Origin of the sequence: Mycobacterium hubeiense (genome assembly GCF_002838065.1) — a bacterium.
GTDB lineage: Bacteria > Actinomycetota > Actinomycetes > Mycobacteriales > Mycobacteriaceae > Mycobacterium > Mycobacterium hubeiense.
The window spans coordinates 24,036-42,419 of sequence record NZ_PIZU01000003.1 but is presented as its reverse complement, the minus strand read 5'-3'; the positions used below and the strand labels follow the sequence as shown (position 1 = coordinate 42,419).

The window sequence follows — 18,384 nt, the reverse complement described above, 5'->3', positions numbered from 1 at the left end:
ATGCCGTGCACTGTGCGGTCGCCGTAAGCTGTGGGTTTGTGACCATCCCCAATGTGCTGGCCAATCGGTACGCCAGCGACGAAATGGTGGCGATCTGGTCGCCGGAGGCCAAGATCGTCGCCGAACGACGGCTGTGGCTGGCGGTGCTGCGCGCGCAGGCGTCGTTGGGTATCGACGTGCCCGCGTCGGTTATCGATGACTACGAACGGGTGCTCGAAGACGTCGACCTGCCGTCGATCGCGGACCGGGAGCGGGTGCTGCGCCACGACGTCAAGGCCCGCATCGAGGAGTTCAATGCGTTGGCCGGGCACGAGCATGTGCACAAGGGCATGACTTCTCGCGATTTGACCGAAAATGTTGAGCAGCTTCAGATTCGGCGATCCCTGGAGCTCGTTTTCTGGCACGCCGTGGCGGTGGTGGCGCGGCTGGCCGAGCGCGCGATCAGCTACCGCGATCTGGTGATGGCCGGTCGCAGCCACAACGTCGCCGCGCAGGCCACCACGCTGGGCAAGAGGTTCGCGTCGGCGGCCGAGGAGATGCTGTTGGCTTTGACGCGGCTGCGTTCGTTGATCGACCGCTATCCGTTGCGCGGCATCAAAGGCCCGATGGGCACTGCGCAGGACATGCTCGATCTGTTCTCTGGTGATACGGCCAAGCTTGCAGAGCTCGAGCGGCGGGTGGCCGAGTTCCTCGGCTTCACCGAGATCTTCACCAGCGTCGGGCAGGTTTACCCGCGGTCGCTGGACCACGACGTCGTTTCCGCGCTGGTCCAGGTCGGTGCCGGACCGTCGTCGCTGGCGCACACCATCCGGCTGATGGCCGGCCACGAGCTGGTGACGGAGGGTTTCGCACCCGGGCAGGTGGGGTCGTCGGCCATGCCGCACAAGATGAACACCCGGTCGTGTGAGCGTGTCAACGGCCTGCAGGTGGTGCTGCGCGGGTACGCGTCGATGACGGCGGAGTTGGCCGGCGCGCAGTGGAACGAAGGCGACGTGTTCTGCTCCGTGGTGCGGCGGGTGGCGCTGCCCGACGCGTTCTTCGCCATCGACGGGCAGATCGAGACGTTCTTGACGGTTCTCGACGAGTTCGGCGCCTATCCCGCGGTGATTCAGCGCGAACTCGACCGGTATCTGCCGTTCCTGGCCACCACGCGAATTCTGATCGCGGCGGTGCGCGCGGGCATGGGCCGCGAGGCCGCCCACGAGGTCATCAAGGAGCACGCCGTCGCCGTCGCATTGGCCATGCGGGAGAAGGGTGTTGAGCCCGACCTGCTGGACCGGCTGGCCGCCGATCCGAGGCTGCCGTTGGATCGTGTTGCTCTGGATGCGGCGTTGGCGGACAAGCAGGCGTTCACCGGCGCGGCGGGTGATCAGGTGGACCGGGTGGTCGACGCGGTGGACGAGCTGGTCAGCCGGTATCCCGAGGCGGCCAAGTACACCTCGGGCGCCATCTTGTGATCCCGTTCGATCTCACGGATCTGGACAACTTCGCTTCGGGTTTCCCGCACTCCATCTTTGACCTGCATCGCCGGGAGGCGCCGGTGTTCTGGCATCCGGCTTCCGAGCACACCCCGGATGGCGAGGGCTTCTGGTCGGTGGCGACATATGCGGAAACCCTTGCGGTGCTGCGGGATCCGGTGACCTTTTCGTCGGTGACCGGTGGCTCTCGGGCTTTCGGCGGGACGCTGCTGCAGGATCTGTCGATCGCCGGTCAGGTGTTGAACATGATGGACGACCCGCGGCATTCGGAGATCCGGCGGCTGGTTTCTTCGGGTTTGACGCCGCGGATGATTCGACGCGTCGAGGACGATCTGCGTTCGCGTGCGCGACGGCTGCTTTGTGGTATTTCGGCTGGCGAGCCGTTCGATTTCGTCGTCGACGTGGCCGCCGAGTTGCCGATGCAGATGATCTGCATTCTGCTGGGAGTGCCGGAGTCCGAACGGCATTGGCTGTTCGAAGCGATCGAACCAAGCTTCGATTTCGGGGGCTCTCGCAAGGCGTCGATTTCTCGGCTGTCGGTCGAGGAGGCCGGCTCGCGGATGTACTCCTACGGTCAGGAACTCATCGCGTCAAAGCGCGCGTCGCCGACTGACGACATGCTGTCGGTTGTCGCGAATTCTGATGCCAGTGACGTCGAGGTGTACCTGTTCTTCAATCTGCTGTTCAGCGCCGGTGCGGAGACGACGCGTAACGCCGTCGCGGGCGGCCTGCTGGCGCTGGCCGAAAATCCTTCGCAACTCTCGGCGTTGCGCGCCGATTTGGGTCTGTTGCCGACGGCGATCGAGGAGATGGTGCGGTGGACGTCGCCGTCACCGTCGAAACGGCGCACCGCGACGCGAGCTGCGTCCTTGGGTGGGCACACGATCGAGCCCGGTCAGAAGGTGTTGGTGTGGGAGGGCTCGGCGAACCGCGATGCATCGGTGTTTCGCGATCCCGACACGTTCGATGTGGGGCGTAAGCCCAATCCGCACTTAGGGTTTGGCCAAGGCGTGCACTACTGCCTAGGCGCGAATCTGGCGCGCCTCGAGTTGCGGGTGCTGTTCGAGGAGCTTTTGACCCGGTTCAGCTCGGTGGAGGTGGTCAAGCCGGTGGAGTGGACCCGCAGCAACCGCCACACCGGCATCCGGCATCTGGTGGTTGAGCTTCGGTGACATTCGAGCAGCTGGTGTCCGAGATGGGGCTGGTGCTACCGCCGGAGCCGAAGCTGCCGCCGGGCGTTCGGCTTCTCGTGCCGCGAGCGCCGTGAGGCCGGACGTATTCGCCGCGGTGATGGCGACCGGCATCGTGTCGATCGCGGCGGCCGATCACGGGTACCGGTGGATCACCGACATACTGGCGGTGCTGGCGGCGGGCGGACTGGTGGTGCTGGTGGTTTTGGCCGTGATCTCTTGGCGCCGTGAACCGTTGGATCTCCGCGATCCCGATGTCGTGGTGCGGCTCTTCACGTTTGTCGCGGCGTGCGCGGTGCTGGACTCGCGGCTCGCAGACATTGCAGGTGTCGGGTGGACGCTTGGAACCATCGCGCTCATCGTGTGGATGGTGCTCGTCGCTGTGGCGGTTCGAGCCATGGCATCGCGCCGCTGGAGTGAGCTCCGCGATCAGTCGCATGGGGCCTGGGAGCTCGCGAGCGTGGGAACGTCCGGTCTGGTGATCGTGTTGGCGCAGCTGGATCGCCTACGGGTGGTCGCGATGGTCCTATGGGTGGTGGCGATCGCCATCTACTGCCTGATGACGGCGTTGATCTTGGGCCGGGCATTCGCGGCCCGACTGGATCCCAACGGGTTCGAGCCTGACGGCTGGATCCTGATGGGCGGCTTGGCGATTGCCACTCTCGCCGCCGACCGTCTGCACAGCGGATTCGCGGTGGTGACGTGGATCGCGGCGACGCTGTGGATTCCGCCGCTGCTGTACTACGGGATCCGGCATCTTCAGCGGCCGCAGGCGCGCCGGTTCGACGCCGTGTGGTGGGGGATGGTGTTCCCGCTCGGAATGTATTCGGCGGCAACGTATGCGACCGCGGTCAACACGGGCTGGGCATCGCTGCGGGAAGTGTCGCTGGTGTTCTTCTGGGTCGCGTTCGCCGTATGGCTGGTGGTCGCTGTGGCGGGCCTCGTGCAGCTCACGACCACCCGATCGCGTACTTGATCTCGGCGATCACCCGCTGCGGGTACTCGGTCAGGTCCAGCCAGGTGAAGCGCAGCACCTGCCAGCCGAGCAATGCGATGGTGTTCTGTCGCTTGCGATCTTGTTGGAAGTCCTCGTGGTCGCTGTGGAAAGCCCAGCCGTCGGTTTCGATGGCCACCTTGTGCACTGGGAATCCGACGTCAACCTTGTAGCCGCCGACTGGATAGTTGGCTTTCCAGCCGGTGATGCCGGCGTCCTTGAGCAGTTTGACGAGCAGCCGTTCGGCTTCCGAGCGCGCGCCGTCGGAGGCCGCCTGCAGGAGTCGGCGCGCGGCGGGCGCGCCATGGCGGCCCTTGTTGCGCAGATGCGCACGCCAAAGCTGCGGGAGTTCGGTATGCCGTTGCAGAGCGGTGTCCATGATCGCCGGCCCGCCGCCACGCCTGACCGCAGCTTCGACGACGGTGAGAGCCAATTCGGTTACCCGCAGGGCTTTCCGCTCGACGACGTCTGCTCGATGCAGGTCACGCCGCCGGACCCGCGACCCTGTTCGACTGCGGCCGTTACAGTTGCGCGGCACTGTCACTTCGACGGTGCGAGGCGCAAACTTCGTCAAGCTGTGCCACCAGGCAGCGGCCAGTCCGCTGGCCGCGGCGCTTGGCCCGTAGCTCCACACCGCCGACCGGATTCGTGCCGCATCGGTGAAAGGCCTGTCATTGACGAAGTAGACGCCTGGGCCGCACCTACGCCAGTGGCCGGAGCGCAGGCGACGGAGCACCGCGTGTTCACTGAGGCCACACGCCTCTGCCTGAGCGAGCGTGATGACGCCGTCATGGCGGCGCAATAGGTCGTCGAGCACCAAATTATGACGGCGCTACCCCGCCCGACGGTTCCCTTCCCAGCGATTTGGGCGTGAAAACCTGCGGCAATCGCCGGTTATCACGCCCAAATCGCCCGGCGGCTCAGCGGCGGAGCCGCTGGACGCCTGCCGCGCGCAATTCCAGAGCGGCCAAGCCGTGGATGGCGGCGGCATCCTGCCGCCGCCAGGCGCCGACCGGATCGTCGGACACGGCCGCGAGCTTGGCCAGCGGTCGATTGGCCAGCGCCCGCAGGGCCAGCAACTGCTCACCGGCCGGCGTCGCGGCCAATGAGATCGCGGTCCACTTGCGCCGGAAGAAGCGCAACCGCAGAAACAGCCACGGCATCGCGACGAACAGGATCGGCGGCGCGGCCACCGCGATCGCCAACACCCATGCCAGCCAACTGGCCGTGTTGTCGAGGCTTTGTCCCGCCCCGGCGATGTCGAGTGCGGCCTCGCTGGCTGCGCGCAGCGGCGTGGCCAGCGCGTCGCCGAACAGCGGGACATCGTCGGTGCTGTTACCGGCCGAGTCCAGGTTCTCCGCCACACCGTTGGCGCCGGTCTGCACCTGGCGGCCGACGTCGGCGATCGTGGACACCGCGGCGTGCACCGCCATCCCGACGAGCACCCAGATGACGACCCAGATAGCGACCACGATGTCGCTGGTCAACTGCCGCAGCAGCCGAGCGGGCGTGGTGGCATAAGGCACAAACCGCGATGTCATGGCTCTGATGCTGCCCGATAGGCTCACGTAATGCGCCCCGCTCTGTCCGACTACGAACATCTGACCAGTGGCAAGGTTCGCGAGCTCTACCGCATCGACGACGAGCACCTGCTGTTCGTGGCCACGGACCGGATCTCGGCGTTCGACTACATCCTCGAATCGGAAATCCCCGACAAGGGCCGCATCCTGACCGCGATGAGCGTGTTTTTCTTCGACTACGTCGATGCGCCCAACCATCTGGCCGGCCCACCCGACGACGAGCGGATCCCCGACGAGGTGCTGGGCCGCGCGCTGGTGGTGCGCGAGTTGGAGATGCTGCCGGTGGAGTGCGTGGCCCGCGGCTACCTCACCGGCTCCGGGCTGCTCGACTATCAGAAGACAGGCACGCTGTGCGGGCTCACGTTGCCGCCGGGACTGGTCGAGGCGAGCAAGTTCGCCCAGCCGATGTTCACCCCGGCCACCAAAGCCGAAATCGGGCAGCACGACGAGAACATCACGTTCCAGGACGTCGTCGATCTGGTCGGTCCGGTGCGCGCCAACCAGCTACGCGACCGCACGCTGCAGACATATGTTCAGGGCGCCGACCATGCGTTGACGCGGGGAATCATCATCGCCGACACCAAGTTCGAGTTCGGCGTCGACAAGCACGGCAACCTGATCCTCGCCGACGAAGTGTTCACCCCGGATTCGTCGCGGTACTGGCGCGCCGACGAGTACCAAGAGGGCGTGGTCCAGCAGAGCTTCGACAAGCAGTTCGTCCGCAACTGGCTGACCGGTCCCGAGTCCGGCTGGGACCGTGACAGCGGCACACCACCACCGCCGCTGCCAAGCGAGATCGTCGCCGCCACCCGGTCGCGCTATATCGAGGCGTACGAACGCATTTCGGGGCTGACGTACGACGACTGGATCGGCCCTCTGGCATGAAACCACCACAGGCCAAGCGCGTCGAGACACGCCGCGAGCACCACGGCGATGTGTTCATCGACCCTTACGAGTGGCTGCGCGCCAAGGACGATCCCGAGGTGATCGCCTATCTCGAGGCGGAGAACAACTACACCGAAGAAGCCACCGCGCACCTGGCGCCGCTGCGACAGAAGATCTTCGACGAGATCAAGGCCCGCACCAAGGAAACCGACCTGTCGGTGCCCACCCGCCGCGGCAACTGGTGGTACTACGCGCGCAGCTTCGAGGGCAAGCAATACGGCGTGCAATGCCGTTGCCCGGTCAAAGATCCCGACGACTGGACGCCGCCGCAATTCGACGAGAACACCGAGATTGAGGGCGAACAGGTGCTGCTCGACGAGAACGTCGAGGCCGAAGGGCACGATTTCTTCGCCCTGGGCGCCGCCAGCATCAGCCTCGACGGCAACACTCTGGCGTATTCGGTGGACGTCAAGGGCGACGAGCGATACACCCTGCGGTTTAGGGACTTACGCACCGGCGAGCAATATGACGACGAGGTCGTCGGCATCGGCGCTGGCGTCACGTGGGCCGCCGACAACCGGACCGTCTACTACACCACCCTCGACGACTCCTGGCGCCCCGACACGGTCTGGCGCTATCGCCTCGGCGCGGGCCTGCCCGCCGAACAGGCGTACCACGAACCCGATGAGCGGTTCTGGCTGGCCGTCGGGCGTACCCGCAGCGACAAATACGTCGTCATCGCGGCCGGCAGCGCCGTCACGTCGGAGGTGCGCTACACCGACGCCGCCGACCCGCAAGGTGAGTTCACCGTTGTGTGGCCGCGCCGCGAACTGGTCGAGTACTCCGTGGAGCACGCTGTGGTCGGCGGCGAGGACCGGTTCCTGATTCTGCATAACGACGGCGCCGAGAATTTCGAGCTGGTCGAGGCTCCGGTCAACGACCCCACCGCTTTTCGCACACTCGTTGAGCACCGTGGGGACGTTCGGCTGGACTCCGTCGACGCGTTCGCCAGCCATCTCGTGGTCAGCTATCGCAGCGAGGCGCTGCCGCGGATCCAGCTGTGGCCGATCCATGCAGATGGCGCCTACGGGCGGCCCGAGAACATCACCTTCGAGACGGAGCTGACATCGGCGGGGTTGGGCGCCAATCCCAATTGGGCGGCACCCAAACTGCGTGTCGGTGCGACGTCGTTCGTCACACCGGTGCGCATCTACGACATCGACCTGGCCACCGGAGAGCGCACGCTGCTGCGTGAGCAGCCTGTGCTCGGCGACTACCACCCCGAGGACTACGTTGAGCGTCGTGACTGGGCGGTCGCTGAAGACGGTGCCCGCGTGCCGATTTCGATCATCCACCGCACCGGCCTGCAATTCCCCGCTCCGACGGTGCTGTACGGGTACGGCGCTTACGAGTCGTGCGAAGACCCCCGCTTCTCCATTGCCCGGATCTCGCTGCTGGACCGTGGCATGGTGTTCGCCATCGCGCACGTCCGCGGTGGCGGCGAGCTCGGCCGACAGTGGTACGAGCAGGGCAAGCTCCTGCGGAAGAAAAACACCTTCACCGACTTCATCGCGGTGGCAAAGCATCTCATCGCCACCGACGTCACCCGCCCGGAGAACCTGGTCGCGCTCGGTGGCAGCGCCGGTGGGCTGTTGATGGGCGCGGTAGCCAATATGGCACCTGAGTTATTCGCCGGCATCCTGGCCCAGGTCCCATTCGTCGACCCGCTGACCACGATCCTGGACCCATCGCTGCCACTGACCGTCACCGAATGGGATGAATGGGGAAACCCGTTGGCCGACAAGGATGTCTACGACTATATGAAGTCGTACTCGCCGTATGAGAACGTCGAGCCCAAGAGCTACCCGCCCATCCTTGCCATGACATCGCTGAACGACACCAGGGTGTACTACGTCGAGCCGGCGAAATGGGTTGCTGCGCTTCGACATAGCAACCCCGACGGAAACCCGGTATTGCTGAAGACAGAGATGAACGCGGGGCACGGCGGCATCAGTGGACGCTACGAGCGGTGGAAGGAAGCCGCCTTCCAATACGCGTGGCTGTTAGACGCCGCCAAGGCTGACGGCACCAACTAGCAGCGCGGCTCCCAGGTAGACCACTTCTTCGGCGGTCCTGACCCCCAGCCGAGACGTCATCGACTTGGGCGGGTTGGGCATTCGGGCGGCGTACACATTCGCCGGGAACATCGCCAGCATCAACACGAACAGACATACCGCGGCGGCCGCCCGGGTCGGCGGAAACAGCAGCCCGGCGGCACCGAGCAGTTCGAGCACCCCGGTCACCGTGACCAGCAGCGCCGGGGCGGGCAGCCGCGGCGGGACGATCGCGATCAGGTCGCGTCGCAACGGATTGACGAAATGCGCGATTCCGGTGAGAACGAACATCGCCGCCAGCCCGACCGCGATCGCCTCCGGCCAACTGCCCACGTAGTCCACGCCCAGCCAGCCGACGGCACGCGCGATGACGCTGACGACGACCAAGGTGATCAGCGGAGCCATCACGCCCTCCTATCTTGACAGTGACAAGATCAAGGCTAACCGGGGATCTAGGCACTGTCAAGATTAGGGGTATGATCGAGCGATGAGCAGCAAGGACCGGTATCACCACGGCGACCTGAAAGCGGTCATCCTCGCCGAAGCCGCCGCCCTGGTGGCCGAACGCGGCGCCGACGGGGTGTCGCTGCGCGAGCTGGCCCGCGCCGCAGGCGTCTCCCACGCGGCGCCGGCGCACCACTTCACCGACCGGCGGGGCCTGTTCACGGCGCTGGCCGCCGAGGGCTTCCGCCTCTTGGCCGACGCGCTCGCAGGCGCCAGGCCCGACTTTCTCGATGCCGCGCTGGCGTACGTGCGATTCGCGGTCAACCATCCCGGCCACTACGCGGTGATGTTCGACAAGTCGCTCTATGACTCCGCCGATCCCGAACTCGTCGCCGCCGAGGCCGCCGCCGGTGCCGAATTGCGAGCGGGCGTCGGCACTCTGGACGATCCACGCGCCAAAGCGGATCCGCAGGCGGCCGCCCTTGCGGCATGGTCTCTGGTGCATGGCTTTTCGCTGCTGTGGCTCAACAACGCCATCGATACCGATGCCGATCCGATCGCGACCGTCGAACGCGTCGCCCGCATGCTTTACACGAAGAGGTAGCCTGCGAGCCATGACCGCTTCGCTCACCGACATCTCCCTGACCACCCTCGACGGCAAGCCGACCTCGCTGGCCGAATACGCCGACGGCGCAGTGCTCGTCGTGAACGTGGCCTCGAAATGTGGTCTGACACCGCAGTACAGTGCGCTGGAGCGGCTCGCGCAGGAGTACCGCGATCGCGGGCTGACCGTGATCGGCGTGCCCTGCAACCAGTTCATGGGGCAGGAGCCGGGCACCGCGGAGGAGATCCAGACGTTCTGCTCGACGACGTACGGCGTCACCTTCCCGCTGTTGGCCAAAACCGACGTCAACGGTGCGAACCGGCATCCGCTGTACGCGGAATTGACCAAGACACCGGACGCCGCCGGCGAGGCCGGTGACGTGCAGTGGAACTTCGAGAAGTTCCTACTCGCGCCGGGCGGACGCGTGGTCAACCGGTTCCGACCGCGCACCGAACCCGATGCGCCCGAGGTCATCGCCGCAATCGAAGCCGTCGTGCCGCGATAACCCGACGTCCGGGTGTTGGCAACCGTTGCGACACCTCGTGTTGCCACAGTGTGGGTGTGGCTGGACAACTGATCGTCTCGATCTCGCAGATCAGCGAGCGCACGCTGGCTGACGTCGAATCGTTCTGTGCGGAGTTGGACGCCCGGGGTGTGCCCGTGTCGTTGTTGGTCGCGCCCCGCCTGAAGGGCGGCTACCGGCTGGACAGCGATGCGCCGACGGTCGAGTGGTTGACCCAGCGGCGCCGCGGCGGCGACGCGATCGTGCTGCACGGATACGACGAGGCGGCCACCAAGAAGCGGCGCAGTGAATTCGCCACGCTGCCTGCGCACGAGGCGAACCTGCGGCTGATGGGCGCCGACCGCGTCCTCGAGCATCTTGGCCTGCGCACGCGGCTGTTCGCCGCGCCGCGTTGGACGGTGTCGCAGGGCACCGAGAAGGCACTGCCGCGCAACGGGTTTCGATTGCTTGCCGGGCTGACCGGTATCACCGACCTGGTGCGTCAGACCACGGTGCGAACCCGGGTGTTGGGCGTCGGGGAGGGATTTCTGACCGAACCGTGGTGGTGTCGCACTCTGGTGCTCTCCGCCGAGCGCACGGCGCGACGCGCGGGCATCGTGCGGATTGCGGTGGCGGCCCGCCAGCTGCGCCGTTCCGGCCCGCGCCAGGCCATGCTCGACGCCGTCGACCTGGCGCTGATGCACCAGTGCACGCCCGTGGTCTACCACTGGCGGCCCTACCCCGCATTGTCCGACGCCGCCTGAGTTACCGTGCGTCTCATGGCAGACGCCGACGTCATCGTGGTAGGGGCGGGGCTGGCCGGACTGGTCGCCGCGTGCGAACTGGCCGACCGGGGCCGGCGGGTGCTCATCGTGGACCAGGAGAACGCCGCGAACATCGGCGGGCAGGCGTTCTGGTCGTTCGGCGGCCTGTTCTTCGTCGACAGCCCCGAGCAGCGCAGGCTCGGCATCCGCGACAGCCACGAGCTGGCGTTGCAGGACTGGTTGGGCAGCGCCGGATTCGACCGGCCGGAGGACCATTGGCCGCGGCAGTGGGCGCACGCCTACGTCGATTTCGCCGCGGGCGAGAAGCGCAGCTGGTTGAGGGCGCGCGGGCTGCAGAGCTTCCCGCTTGTCGGGTGGGCCGAGCGCGGCGGCTATGACGCTCGCGGGCATGGCAATTCGGTGCCACGGTTCCACATCACCTGGGGGACTGGTCCGGCGATCGTCGAGATCTTTGCGCGGCAGCTGCGGGACAGGCGGTCGGTACGGTTCGCGCATCGGCATCGTGTCGACGAGCTGATCGTGGAATCCGGTGCGGTGACCGGCGTGCGCGGCTCGGTGCTGGCGCCGTCGTCAGCGCCGCGTGGGGTCGCCTCGTCACGAGACACAGTGGGCCAGTTCGAGTTCCGTGCGGCTGCGGTGATAGTGGCCAGCGGGGGTATCGGCGGCAACCATGACCTGGTCCGCAAGAATTGGCCCACGCGGATGGGTCGTGTGCCCGAGCAGTTGCTCAGCGGCGTGCCCGCCCATGTCGACGGCCGGATGATCGGCATCACCGAATCCGCAGGCGCCCATGTGATCAACGGTGATCGGATGTGGCACTACACCGAGGGCATCGCCAACTATGACCCGGTGTGGCCGGACCACGGCATCCGTATCCTGCCGGGCCCGTCATCGCTGTGGGTGGACGCGCACGGCCACCGACTCCCCGCGCCGCTGTACCCGGGCTTCGACACCCTGGGCACGCTGGAGCACATCGCACGGACCGGTCAGGACTACACGTGGTTCGTGTTGAACGCGCGCATCATCGCCAAGGAATTCGCGCTGTCGGGCCAAGAGCAGAATCCGGATCTGACGGGCCGCAGCGTGCGGGACGTGTTGGGCCGGGTTCGGCCGGGAGCGCCGCCGCCGGTGCAGGCCTTCGTCGACAAAGGGGTCGACTTCGTCAGCGCTGATTCGTTGCGGGACTTGGTATCCGCGATGAACTCGGTGCCCGACGTGCTGCCGTTGGAGTACGCCACCGTCGAGGCGGAGGTCACGGCACGCGATCGCGAGGTGGCCAACCGGTTCACCAAGGACACCCAGATCACGGCGATCCGCGCCGCGCGCGGCTACCTTGGCGACCGGTTCACCCGCGTCGTTGCCCCACACCGGCTCACCGATCCGAAAGCCGGTCCGCTGATCGCGGTCAAGTTGCACATCCTGACGCGAAAATCGTTGGGCGGGCTGGAAACCGACCTCGACTCACGGGTGCTCAAACCCGACGGCACCGTGTTCGACGGGCTGTACGCAGCCGGTGAAGCGGCCGGATTCGGCGGCGGCGGCGTGCACGGCTACCGGTCGCTGGAGGGTACGTTCCTGGGCGGCTGCATCTTCTCCGGCCGGGCTGCGGGCCGCGCCGCCGCGCGCGACGTCGCCTAGAACGTCGTCGCCGATTCCTCAGGCAACACCTGGAAATCGGTATCGGTCATCTCCGACAGGCGGCCGTAGAAGATGCCGCGGGCGCTGGGGTCGATGATCGCCTGGTGGATGGGCACCGCATGCGTCGGCGCAACCGCCCGCAGATAGTCCACCGCCTCGGAGATCTTCATCCACGGCGCGGCGGCGGGGGTGGCGAGCACGTCGACCGGCTCGCCCGGTGTGAACAGCGCGTCGCCGGGATGCATCAACCGCGCCGGATGGTCACCATCGCCGACCAAGTACGAAATGTTGTCGATCACAGGGATTTCCGGGTGGATCACGGCGTGACGGCCGCCGACGCCGCGAATCGTCAAGTGCCCGATGGTGAATTCGTCGCCGACGTGCACCGCCCGCCACGGATCCCCCAATTGGGCCGCGGTCTGCGGATCGGCGTACAGCGCCGCCTGCGGGTTGGCGTCGACCAATGCGGGCAGCCGCGCGGTGTCGGCGTGGTCGGGGTGCTGATGGGTGATCAGGATCGCCGAGAGCCCGGTGGTGCCCTCGAAGCCGTGCGAGAAGTTGCCCGGGTCGAACAGCACGGTGGTTTCCGTCGAATCGTCTTTGAAGCTGGCGAGTAGGCATGAATGGCCGAAATGCGTCAATTGCATACCTATATTGTGGCGCGAAGGGGGTGCGTTCCATTGCGAATGATCCTGGCTTCGGTGCTGGCTGCGTGCGGGATGGCCGTCGCGCCGGTCGCGCCCGGTCCGGCCTGGGCATTGCCGGGCGACTGCCCGCCGTTCTGCGACCGCATCCCCGATTCGGCCTGGATCGCACCGACGGCGATACCGCTATCCGGCCAGTATCGCTGGCCGGATCTGGCTGGATTGGCCGTCACGGCACCCGCTCCGCGGTTCAAGTTCGAAGAGGTGTGCGCGTCCCTGCCCATGGCCAACGATGCGCGTGATTACGCGGTGGCCGCCCGGGCCGTCGTCAGCCACGCCATCGGCCAGTGGCAGCTTCAGGCGCAGGTTGTGCACTGGCGCGGCGAGCGGTGGCGCAGCGGCCCGCTCGCGGAATCGGTATTCGACGTCGCGGTGGGCCGGCTGCGGGCCTGCCAGGCGACGGCGCCGCTGCAGTCACCCTCGATCACCACCGGCGAGCTCGACCGATTGGCCGCCGTGATCAGCGGGCCCGTGATTGTGCACCAGTATTTGCTGGCCGACCCGGGCAGCGGCACCGTCGTCGAGCTGGCGTTGTGGTCGACGACGCCGCCGCTGGTGGCCTGGCCGTCGGTGCCGGACGCGCAGGTCCTCGACGCGATGGCGGCCCCGCTGTGCACGGCTTACATCGGGTCGTGCCGGTAGAGTGTGCGCCGTGGCAAGGGTGGTTGTGCATGTGATGCCCAAGGCCGAGATCCTCGACCCGCAGGGTCAGGCGATCGTCGGCGCGCTGGGTCGTCTCGGTGTGTCCGGCGTGTCAGATGTGCGCCAGGGCAAGCGATTTGAGCTCGAGGTCGACGACAGCGTGTCCGATGAGACGCTCGCCGAGATCGCCGAATCGCTATTGGCCAACACGGTTATCGAGGACTGGTCGGTGAGCAGGGAGCAGTCGTGACCGCACGAGTCGGGGTGATCACCTTTCCGGGCACGCTGGACGACATCGATGCGGCGCGGGCGGTGCGGCTCGCCGGCGCCGAGGCGGTGAGCCTGTGGCATGCCGACGCCGACCTGCGAGACGTGGATGCCGTCGTGGTGCCGGGCGGCTTTTCCTATGGCGACTATCTGCGCGCCGGGGCGATCGCGAAGTTCGCGCCGGTGATGGGCGAGGTGATCGCCGCCGCGGGGCGTGGCATGCCAGTGTTGGGTATTTGCAACGGGTTTCAGGTGCTGTGTGAATCGGGACTGCTGCCCGGCGCGCTCACTCGCAATGCCGGTTTGCACTTCATCTGCCGCGACATCTGGCTGGAGGTGGCGTCGAACTCGACGGCGTGGACGTCGCGCTATGACCTCGGGGCGGACATCTTGGTGCCGCTGAAATCGGGGGAGGGCCGCTACGTCGCTTCCGAGCGGGTGCTGGACGAACTCGAAGGCGACGGGCGGGTGGTGTTCCGCTATCGGGAGAATCCCAATGGCTCTCTGCGCGATATCGCCGGGATCAGCTCGGCCAACGGCCGCGTGGTGGGCTTGATGCCGCATCCCGAGCATGCGACGGAGGCGCTGACCGGCCCGTCCGACGATGGGCTGGGCATCTTCTACTCGGCGTTGGATTCGGTGCTGACGGCATAGCGCGCTTGTCCGTGAGATTGCACTCACGGCTGTGATCTACGCGAATTCACAGCCCTCGCGCAACCTCAGTGTGGTGAATTCGTGTCATGAACTCGACGCAGCCGATGTTAGGTTCAAATGGACTGAATAACTGCTGTCCTGGTACGGAAGAGGTTGAACGACTATTCGGAGGCTCCGTGTTAGTTGATCCAGAAGTATTGCGCGCCTTCGCCGCGGAGGTTGACGCCGTGGCAGTGACGCTAAGCCGACTCGACGTCGGTAGTGTTGCGCCCACTTCGGCCGACGGGTTGCCTGGGTCAGAGACGCAGTGGGCCGCGCGCCAGATTGGGGGGCACCTGGCGTTGGCGGCAAAGGACATTCTCAATGACGTCGCCGCAATGGGTTCAGCTGTGCGGGGTGCGGGTGACCGGTACGAAGTGGATGACACAGCCCTGGCGGGAACGTTCAAGGGCTTGTTTTAACAGTGTTGCCGTCGCGTTCGCGGCTGCAGAGCTGGAATCCCGATTCGCTCTTGGCACCCGCGTCGACAATCAGGGCCGCTGGTGAATCGGTCTACGCAGGCGTCGTCGGCCTTGACAACCGCATCGATGCGATGCCCGAGGCGCGGGGGTGGGCCGGGCAGGCGCACGACGCAGCCACCGGCATGTTCCGCAAGGCCACCGACAGGTCGTCAGTGTTCAAGAACTACGCGGAGGCGTTCGCGGGCGCTCTGGAGAGCGGTAGCGCATCTATCGGCAAGGCCAGGGCGGATCTGTTGGGCCTGGCCGAGGACATCGACAGCGGTCCACTAAATGTCACCGACCAGTGGGTCGTCATGATTGACCCGGCGGCGATGTCCGCGGAACAGGCAGCCGAACTGCAAAAGCAGGCAGTGGCCTTGCAAGGTGAGGTCAACGAACTATTGCTCGCGGTGGGCGAAGCCGACAGTCTCACCGCGCAACAGTTGCTAGTGGCCAGGGCAGGCACTGAAGGCGAGTTCGAGAACCTTGTGTATGGGCCACCGAGTCCGGTGCCGCCGGTCCCCGGGGATGAGGTGCCAGATCCCTCGACGGAGGAGGGCAAACAGTTTCAGGAGGCGGCGCGTGCACAGGATATGGCGACCACCGTTCGCGAGGTGAGCGAATCCACAGACCGTGACGGCAACCGGATCACTACCAAAACCATGCTCGATGGCAGCACACATGTGGCGACCGAATACGTCGATCAAGGTTTGCCTAGCGAACAGGTCTATCCCGCAGGGACATTGAAGTCGGTGCACACCGACAAGAACGGAAACTTCATATCGGAAACGATGACCATCCCGCGTCGGGATGGTGGCAAGCTCACACAGGTGGTGTGAGCCGACGGAACGCGTATGGACATCTCGGAAACCGCCGACGGGACCCGCACCGGCAGTTGTACCACGCCAGACGGCAGACACAATGTGTTGCCGGAATCCTTCTTCAACGACCCGGTCCCGACCATGGCCGGCGCCGCGCTTTCGGGGCTTGAGGTGCAAGCCGGTCGAGGCATTCCCGCGTTGAGCGCCGATGCGCTCGAGGGGATTAAGGCAGCGCAAAGTACGGCGGACCGGCAATGGGACTCGCGACTATGGCCTACAACATTGTTAGTGCGGAGACGCTGCATGAGCGCTGCGTGGCCGCTTGGTCCGGAGGCGTTGGGTTAGCTGGGGGCGTTCTCACGACTGTTGCGGTGGGTGCCGTCCCCGGCGTCGGCCCGATCGCTGCGATGGGCGCTAACGCCGCCGGAGGCTTTGTCTTCGGATACGTAGGGCAGTTGGTCGGCAACGTGGTGTGCCCGCGATGAGGTCTGCCGTCGCAGTTGCCTTCTTATCCGCAGTCGTAGGTGTTTTCGGGGCACTTTGTACCGCATGGGTTTTCGTTTCTCTGGCGGGAGGGGAGTACCTTTCGGCCCTTGTGGCAATGGGGTTCGCCGTTTTCTCATTCGGAATTATCACGATGATGGCCATTGTCGCGATGCGCAAAGTGACGCCTCGCGTCATCCGCGACGACGCCGGGACGACGTTTCGGCCCGATCGAAAAGTGGACCACCTCCTCACCGCTTCAACAATCGGAGCTTTTCTCGGGATGGCCCTCTACGCGGTATGCGCGCCGCTTGGCATGCTTGACATACCTGTACCGAGCGGCAATCGGCAGTACTTTGTGTTCGTGTGTGCTGCCGGGGTTGTCGTGGGCGTCTTCAGTCTGCGGCAGATACTTGCACAACGAGGGATGAGTCATCTGCGGATGACCGTCGACGGCGTGGAGACGGGAAGCGCGTTGTCATCAAAGAGCCGGGACTGGGACGAGGTGACAGATGTCGCGGACACATCACAAGACGGTGGCAAGCCCAGCGGCACCACTTACATCAAAACAGCTGACGGGCGCACCCTGACTTTGCCCTCTGACTGGTACACGCCGGGTGGTAACGCTTTACGTGAGTTAGTCCGCTTCTATTGGCAGAATCCAGAGCACCGCCAGGAACTCATTAACGGTCAGGCTGTGGAACGACTCGAAGCAGGATCGTGAAGGACAAGACAACCTTGCAAAGGTCACCCCGGTCTCGGCATTGGCGGTGCGCTCTTATCGGAGTCATGTTGCTTGCGTTAGTCGGCTGCAGCGGGAACACGACCGAGGGTGAACCGCAGGCCGATTCAATGCCCGGGTTGCCAAAACAGACTCTGCTGACTTCCTCCATGCGTCAGCAGCCCGGGCCGGGATGGACGGTTACTGTCGGTGAACTCGGTCTTCCGCCCGGCACCGTCGTGCGGCCGGTCGACAATATCGGTGACCGAGGCATTTTCATTGGCATCACCGGCGAAGGCTGGTGGTTGCTCGGCCTCGACGTGAACAGTGGTCAGCGGGTTTTCGGGCCGGTAAGACTTGGATCGGCCGGTGATGCAACGGATTTCAATTGTTACGTTAACGGCCCACCCTTGGTCCTTTGCGTACGGCAGGGGCCCAACCTGAGCGTGCCGTCGACGGCATGGGTGGTCGACACCTCGACGGGCAAGGTGACCTTCGACGGCCCCACAGATCTGCGCATAGCGGGAACCCAAGATCAACCACGCATTGAGCACGTCGGTGATTACGTGATTGCAGGAGTCACCGGGAAGGGCATGTACGGCGTTGGATCGCGTGGCGAGCTGACCTGGTTCGTGCCTGGCAACGGCATACTGCCAGCTCAATTCACTGTGGAGCAACGCGATTCCGTTCCTTCGACACTCGCGGTTCAAGGCAGCGGCCGCGTCGACGACGTGGTGTTCTCAGTCGTCGATGGCAAAGTCGTGAAACCGGAAGTCCCAGAAGAAATTCAACTCGGACAAGCCGTCATCTATCCCGGTGGCATCGGGTACGAATACACGTCGTCGGGAGACCTGTCCGAGCGAGTGGCCTTCTTTGACAACACCGGGAAGAAGCTCAGTGAGCCCAGTTCGGGTGGCACGCTTGAAACACGCTCGCTTGATCTGCCCATCGTTGCGTCTGAGTCAAAGAATCTCGTCATGACTGTCGATGGCCGGCAGCTTCTCGAACTGGCACCATCGGGTCCATCGGCCGATGCCCGCCTAATCGGATCGCGATTTTTCATTGCCACCGATCCGGACCACCGGGAGTGGCAGCAGTTCGATCTGCGAACTGGCGATCAAGGAAAAACGTGTGTGGGCGAGGACCTTTGGACGTACTACATCGCTTCCGACGGTGACGTGGTGGTTGCCCTCGACGAAGGCGATGGGCTCGTCCGCGGTGTCGATCTGACGACTTGTGACGTGTTGTGGACGATATCGGGTTCTGCACCAAACGAAGCGAAAGAGGTGTGGAAGGTGCACACCAGCCTTATACAGCGCACCGACGACAAACTCTTTTCGTTGGTATCGCCGAAATAGATTCGCAACCCTCACCGCCC

19 protein-coding genes are annotated in these 18,384 nt (G+C 65.3%); 15 read left to right on the top strand and 4 right to left on the bottom strand.

Annotated elements, in window-relative coordinates:
- Nucleotides 1-38 precede the first annotated feature (38 nt).
- The 3 genes from purB to CWS39_RS03440 all read left to right on the top strand — a co-directional run bounded on the left by purB (nt 39) and on the right by CWS39_RS03440 (nt 3,644).
- Nucleotides 39-1,457: an adenylosuccinate lyase gene (purB, locus tag CWS39_RS03455; protein ID WP_102141518.1), complete on the top strand. Its 1,419-nt coding sequence runs from the start codon at nt 39-41 to the stop codon at nt 1,455-1,457.
- Complete coding sequence (locus tag CWS39_RS03450) at nt 1,454-2,650, top strand: cytochrome P450 (RefSeq protein WP_102141517.1); 1,197 nt, start codon at nt 1,454-1,456, stop codon at nt 2,648-2,650. Before purB ends, CWS39_RS03450 begins: the two co-directional genes overlap by 4 nt.
- A gap of 91 nt (nt 2,651-2,741) precedes the next feature.
- Entirely contained in the window at nt 2,742-3,644 is a 903-nt protein-coding gene (locus CWS39_RS03440; protein ID WP_255412951.1) for a tellurite resistance/C4-dicarboxylate transporter family protein, read from the top strand.
- Here the strand turns inward: CWS39_RS03440 and CWS39_RS03435 are convergent.
- Both CWS39_RS03435 and CWS39_RS03430 read right to left on the bottom strand, forming a co-directional pair.
- Entirely contained in the window at nt 3,619-4,479 is an 861-nt protein-coding gene (locus CWS39_RS03435) for a type IV toxin-antitoxin system AbiEi family antitoxin domain-containing protein (RefSeq protein WP_102141516.1), read from the bottom strand. The genes CWS39_RS03440 and CWS39_RS03435 overlap by 26 nt on opposite strands.
- Nucleotides 4,480-4,582: 103 nt before the next feature.
- A complete protein-coding gene (locus CWS39_RS03430) occupies nt 4,583-5,203 on the bottom strand; it encodes a hypothetical protein (RefSeq protein WP_102141515.1) in 621 nt (206 codons plus the stop codon).
- A 30-nt stretch (nt 5,204-5,233) separates the two neighbouring features.
- Here CWS39_RS03430 and CWS39_RS03425 point away from each other — a divergent pair, with 30 nt between their 5' ends.
- Nucleotides 5,234-6,127, top strand: coding sequence for a phosphoribosylaminoimidazolesuccinocarboxamide synthase (locus CWS39_RS03425; protein WP_102141514.1), 894 nt, complete (start codon nt 5,234-5,236; stop codon nt 6,125-6,127).
- The gene (locus tag CWS39_RS03420; RefSeq protein WP_102141513.1) at nt 6,124-8,223 is read left to right on the top strand and encodes a S9 family peptidase; all 2,100 of its coding nucleotides are present in this window, start codon (nt 6,124-6,126) and stop codon (nt 8,221-8,223) included. Before CWS39_RS03425 ends, CWS39_RS03420 begins: the two co-directional genes overlap by 4 nt.
- On the opposite strand, the gene CWS39_RS03415 is transcribed toward CWS39_RS03420, so the two are convergent.
- Nucleotides 8,191-8,646: a DoxX family protein gene (locus CWS39_RS03415; protein WP_102141512.1), complete on the bottom strand. Its 456-nt coding sequence runs from the start codon at nt 8,644-8,646 to the stop codon at nt 8,191-8,193. The two genes, CWS39_RS03420 and CWS39_RS03415, sit on opposite strands and share 33 nt — an antisense overlap.
- 82 nt (nt 8,647-8,728) lie before the next feature.
- On the opposite strand from CWS39_RS03415, the gene CWS39_RS03410 reads away from it, so the two are divergent.
- From CWS39_RS03410 to CWS39_RS03395, 4 genes are read left to right on the top strand one after another with little or no spacing between them, the layout of a single operon-like run.
- A complete protein-coding gene (locus CWS39_RS03410) occupies nt 8,729-9,289 on the top strand; it encodes a TetR/AcrR family transcriptional regulator (RefSeq protein ID WP_102141511.1) in 561 nt (186 codons plus the stop codon).
- A 10-nt stretch (nt 9,290-9,299) separates the two neighbouring features.
- A complete protein-coding gene (locus tag CWS39_RS03405) occupies nt 9,300-9,794 on the top strand; it encodes a glutathione peroxidase (protein WP_102141510.1) in 495 nt (164 codons plus the stop codon).
- Nucleotides 9,795-9,850: 56 nt separating this feature from the next.
- Nucleotides 9,851-10,555 (top strand): DUF2334 domain-containing protein, encoded by a 705-nt coding sequence (locus tag CWS39_RS03400; protein WP_102141725.1) that lies wholly within the window; start codon nt 9,851-9,853, stop codon nt 10,553-10,555.
- Nucleotides 10,556-10,570: 15 nt separating this feature from the next.
- Nucleotides 10,571-12,214: an FAD-binding dehydrogenase gene (locus CWS39_RS03395; RefSeq protein ID WP_102141509.1), complete on the top strand. Its 1,644-nt coding sequence runs from the start codon at nt 10,571-10,573 to the stop codon at nt 12,212-12,214.
- Here the strand turns inward: CWS39_RS03395 and CWS39_RS03390 are convergent.
- Nucleotides 12,211-12,861, bottom strand: a complete 651-nt coding sequence (locus CWS39_RS03390) for an MBL fold metallo-hydrolase (protein ID WP_102141508.1) — start codon at nt 12,859-12,861, stop codon at nt 12,211-12,213. The genes CWS39_RS03395 and CWS39_RS03390 overlap by 4 nt on opposite strands.
- Between CWS39_RS03390 and CWS39_RS03385 the strand changes: the two genes are divergently transcribed.
- The 6 genes from CWS39_RS03385 to CWS39_RS03355 all read left to right on the top strand — a co-directional run bounded on the left by CWS39_RS03385 (nt 12,847) and on the right by CWS39_RS03355 (nt 18,364).
- Nucleotides 12,847-13,560, top strand: coding sequence for an ATPase (locus CWS39_RS03385; protein WP_431306079.1), 714 nt, complete (start codon nt 12,847-12,849; stop codon nt 13,558-13,560). The genes CWS39_RS03390 and CWS39_RS03385 overlap by 15 nt on opposite strands.
- A gap of 10 nt (nt 13,561-13,570) precedes the next feature.
- Nucleotides 13,571-13,810 carry a phosphoribosylformylglycinamidine synthase subunit PurS gene (gene purS, locus CWS39_RS03380; protein WP_199177944.1) on the top strand — a complete coding sequence of 80 codons (240 nt, stop codon included), beginning with the start codon at nt 13,571-13,573 and terminating at the stop codon, nt 13,808-13,810.
- Nucleotides 13,807-14,481, top strand: a complete 675-nt coding sequence (purQ, locus tag CWS39_RS03375; RefSeq protein ID WP_102141505.1) for a phosphoribosylformylglycinamidine synthase subunit PurQ — start codon at nt 13,807-13,809, stop codon at nt 14,479-14,481. Before purS ends, purQ begins: the two co-directional genes overlap by 4 nt.
- 511 nt (nt 14,482-14,992) lie before the next feature.
- Nucleotides 14,993-15,820: a hypothetical protein gene (locus CWS39_RS03365; RefSeq protein WP_142386800.1), complete on the top strand. Its 828-nt coding sequence runs from the start codon at nt 14,993-14,995 to the stop codon at nt 15,818-15,820.
- A gap of 577 nt (nt 15,821-16,397) precedes the next feature.
- Entirely contained in the window at nt 16,398-17,009 is a 612-nt protein-coding gene (locus CWS39_RS03360) for a hypothetical protein (RefSeq protein WP_102141502.1), read from the top strand.
- Nucleotides 17,010-17,074: 65 nt separating this feature from the next.
- The gene (locus CWS39_RS03355; RefSeq protein ID WP_233213346.1) at nt 17,075-18,364 is read left to right on the top strand and encodes a hypothetical protein; all 1,290 of its coding nucleotides are present in this window, start codon (nt 17,075-17,077) and stop codon (nt 18,362-18,364) included.
- Nucleotides 18,365-18,384 lie beyond the last annotated feature (20 nt).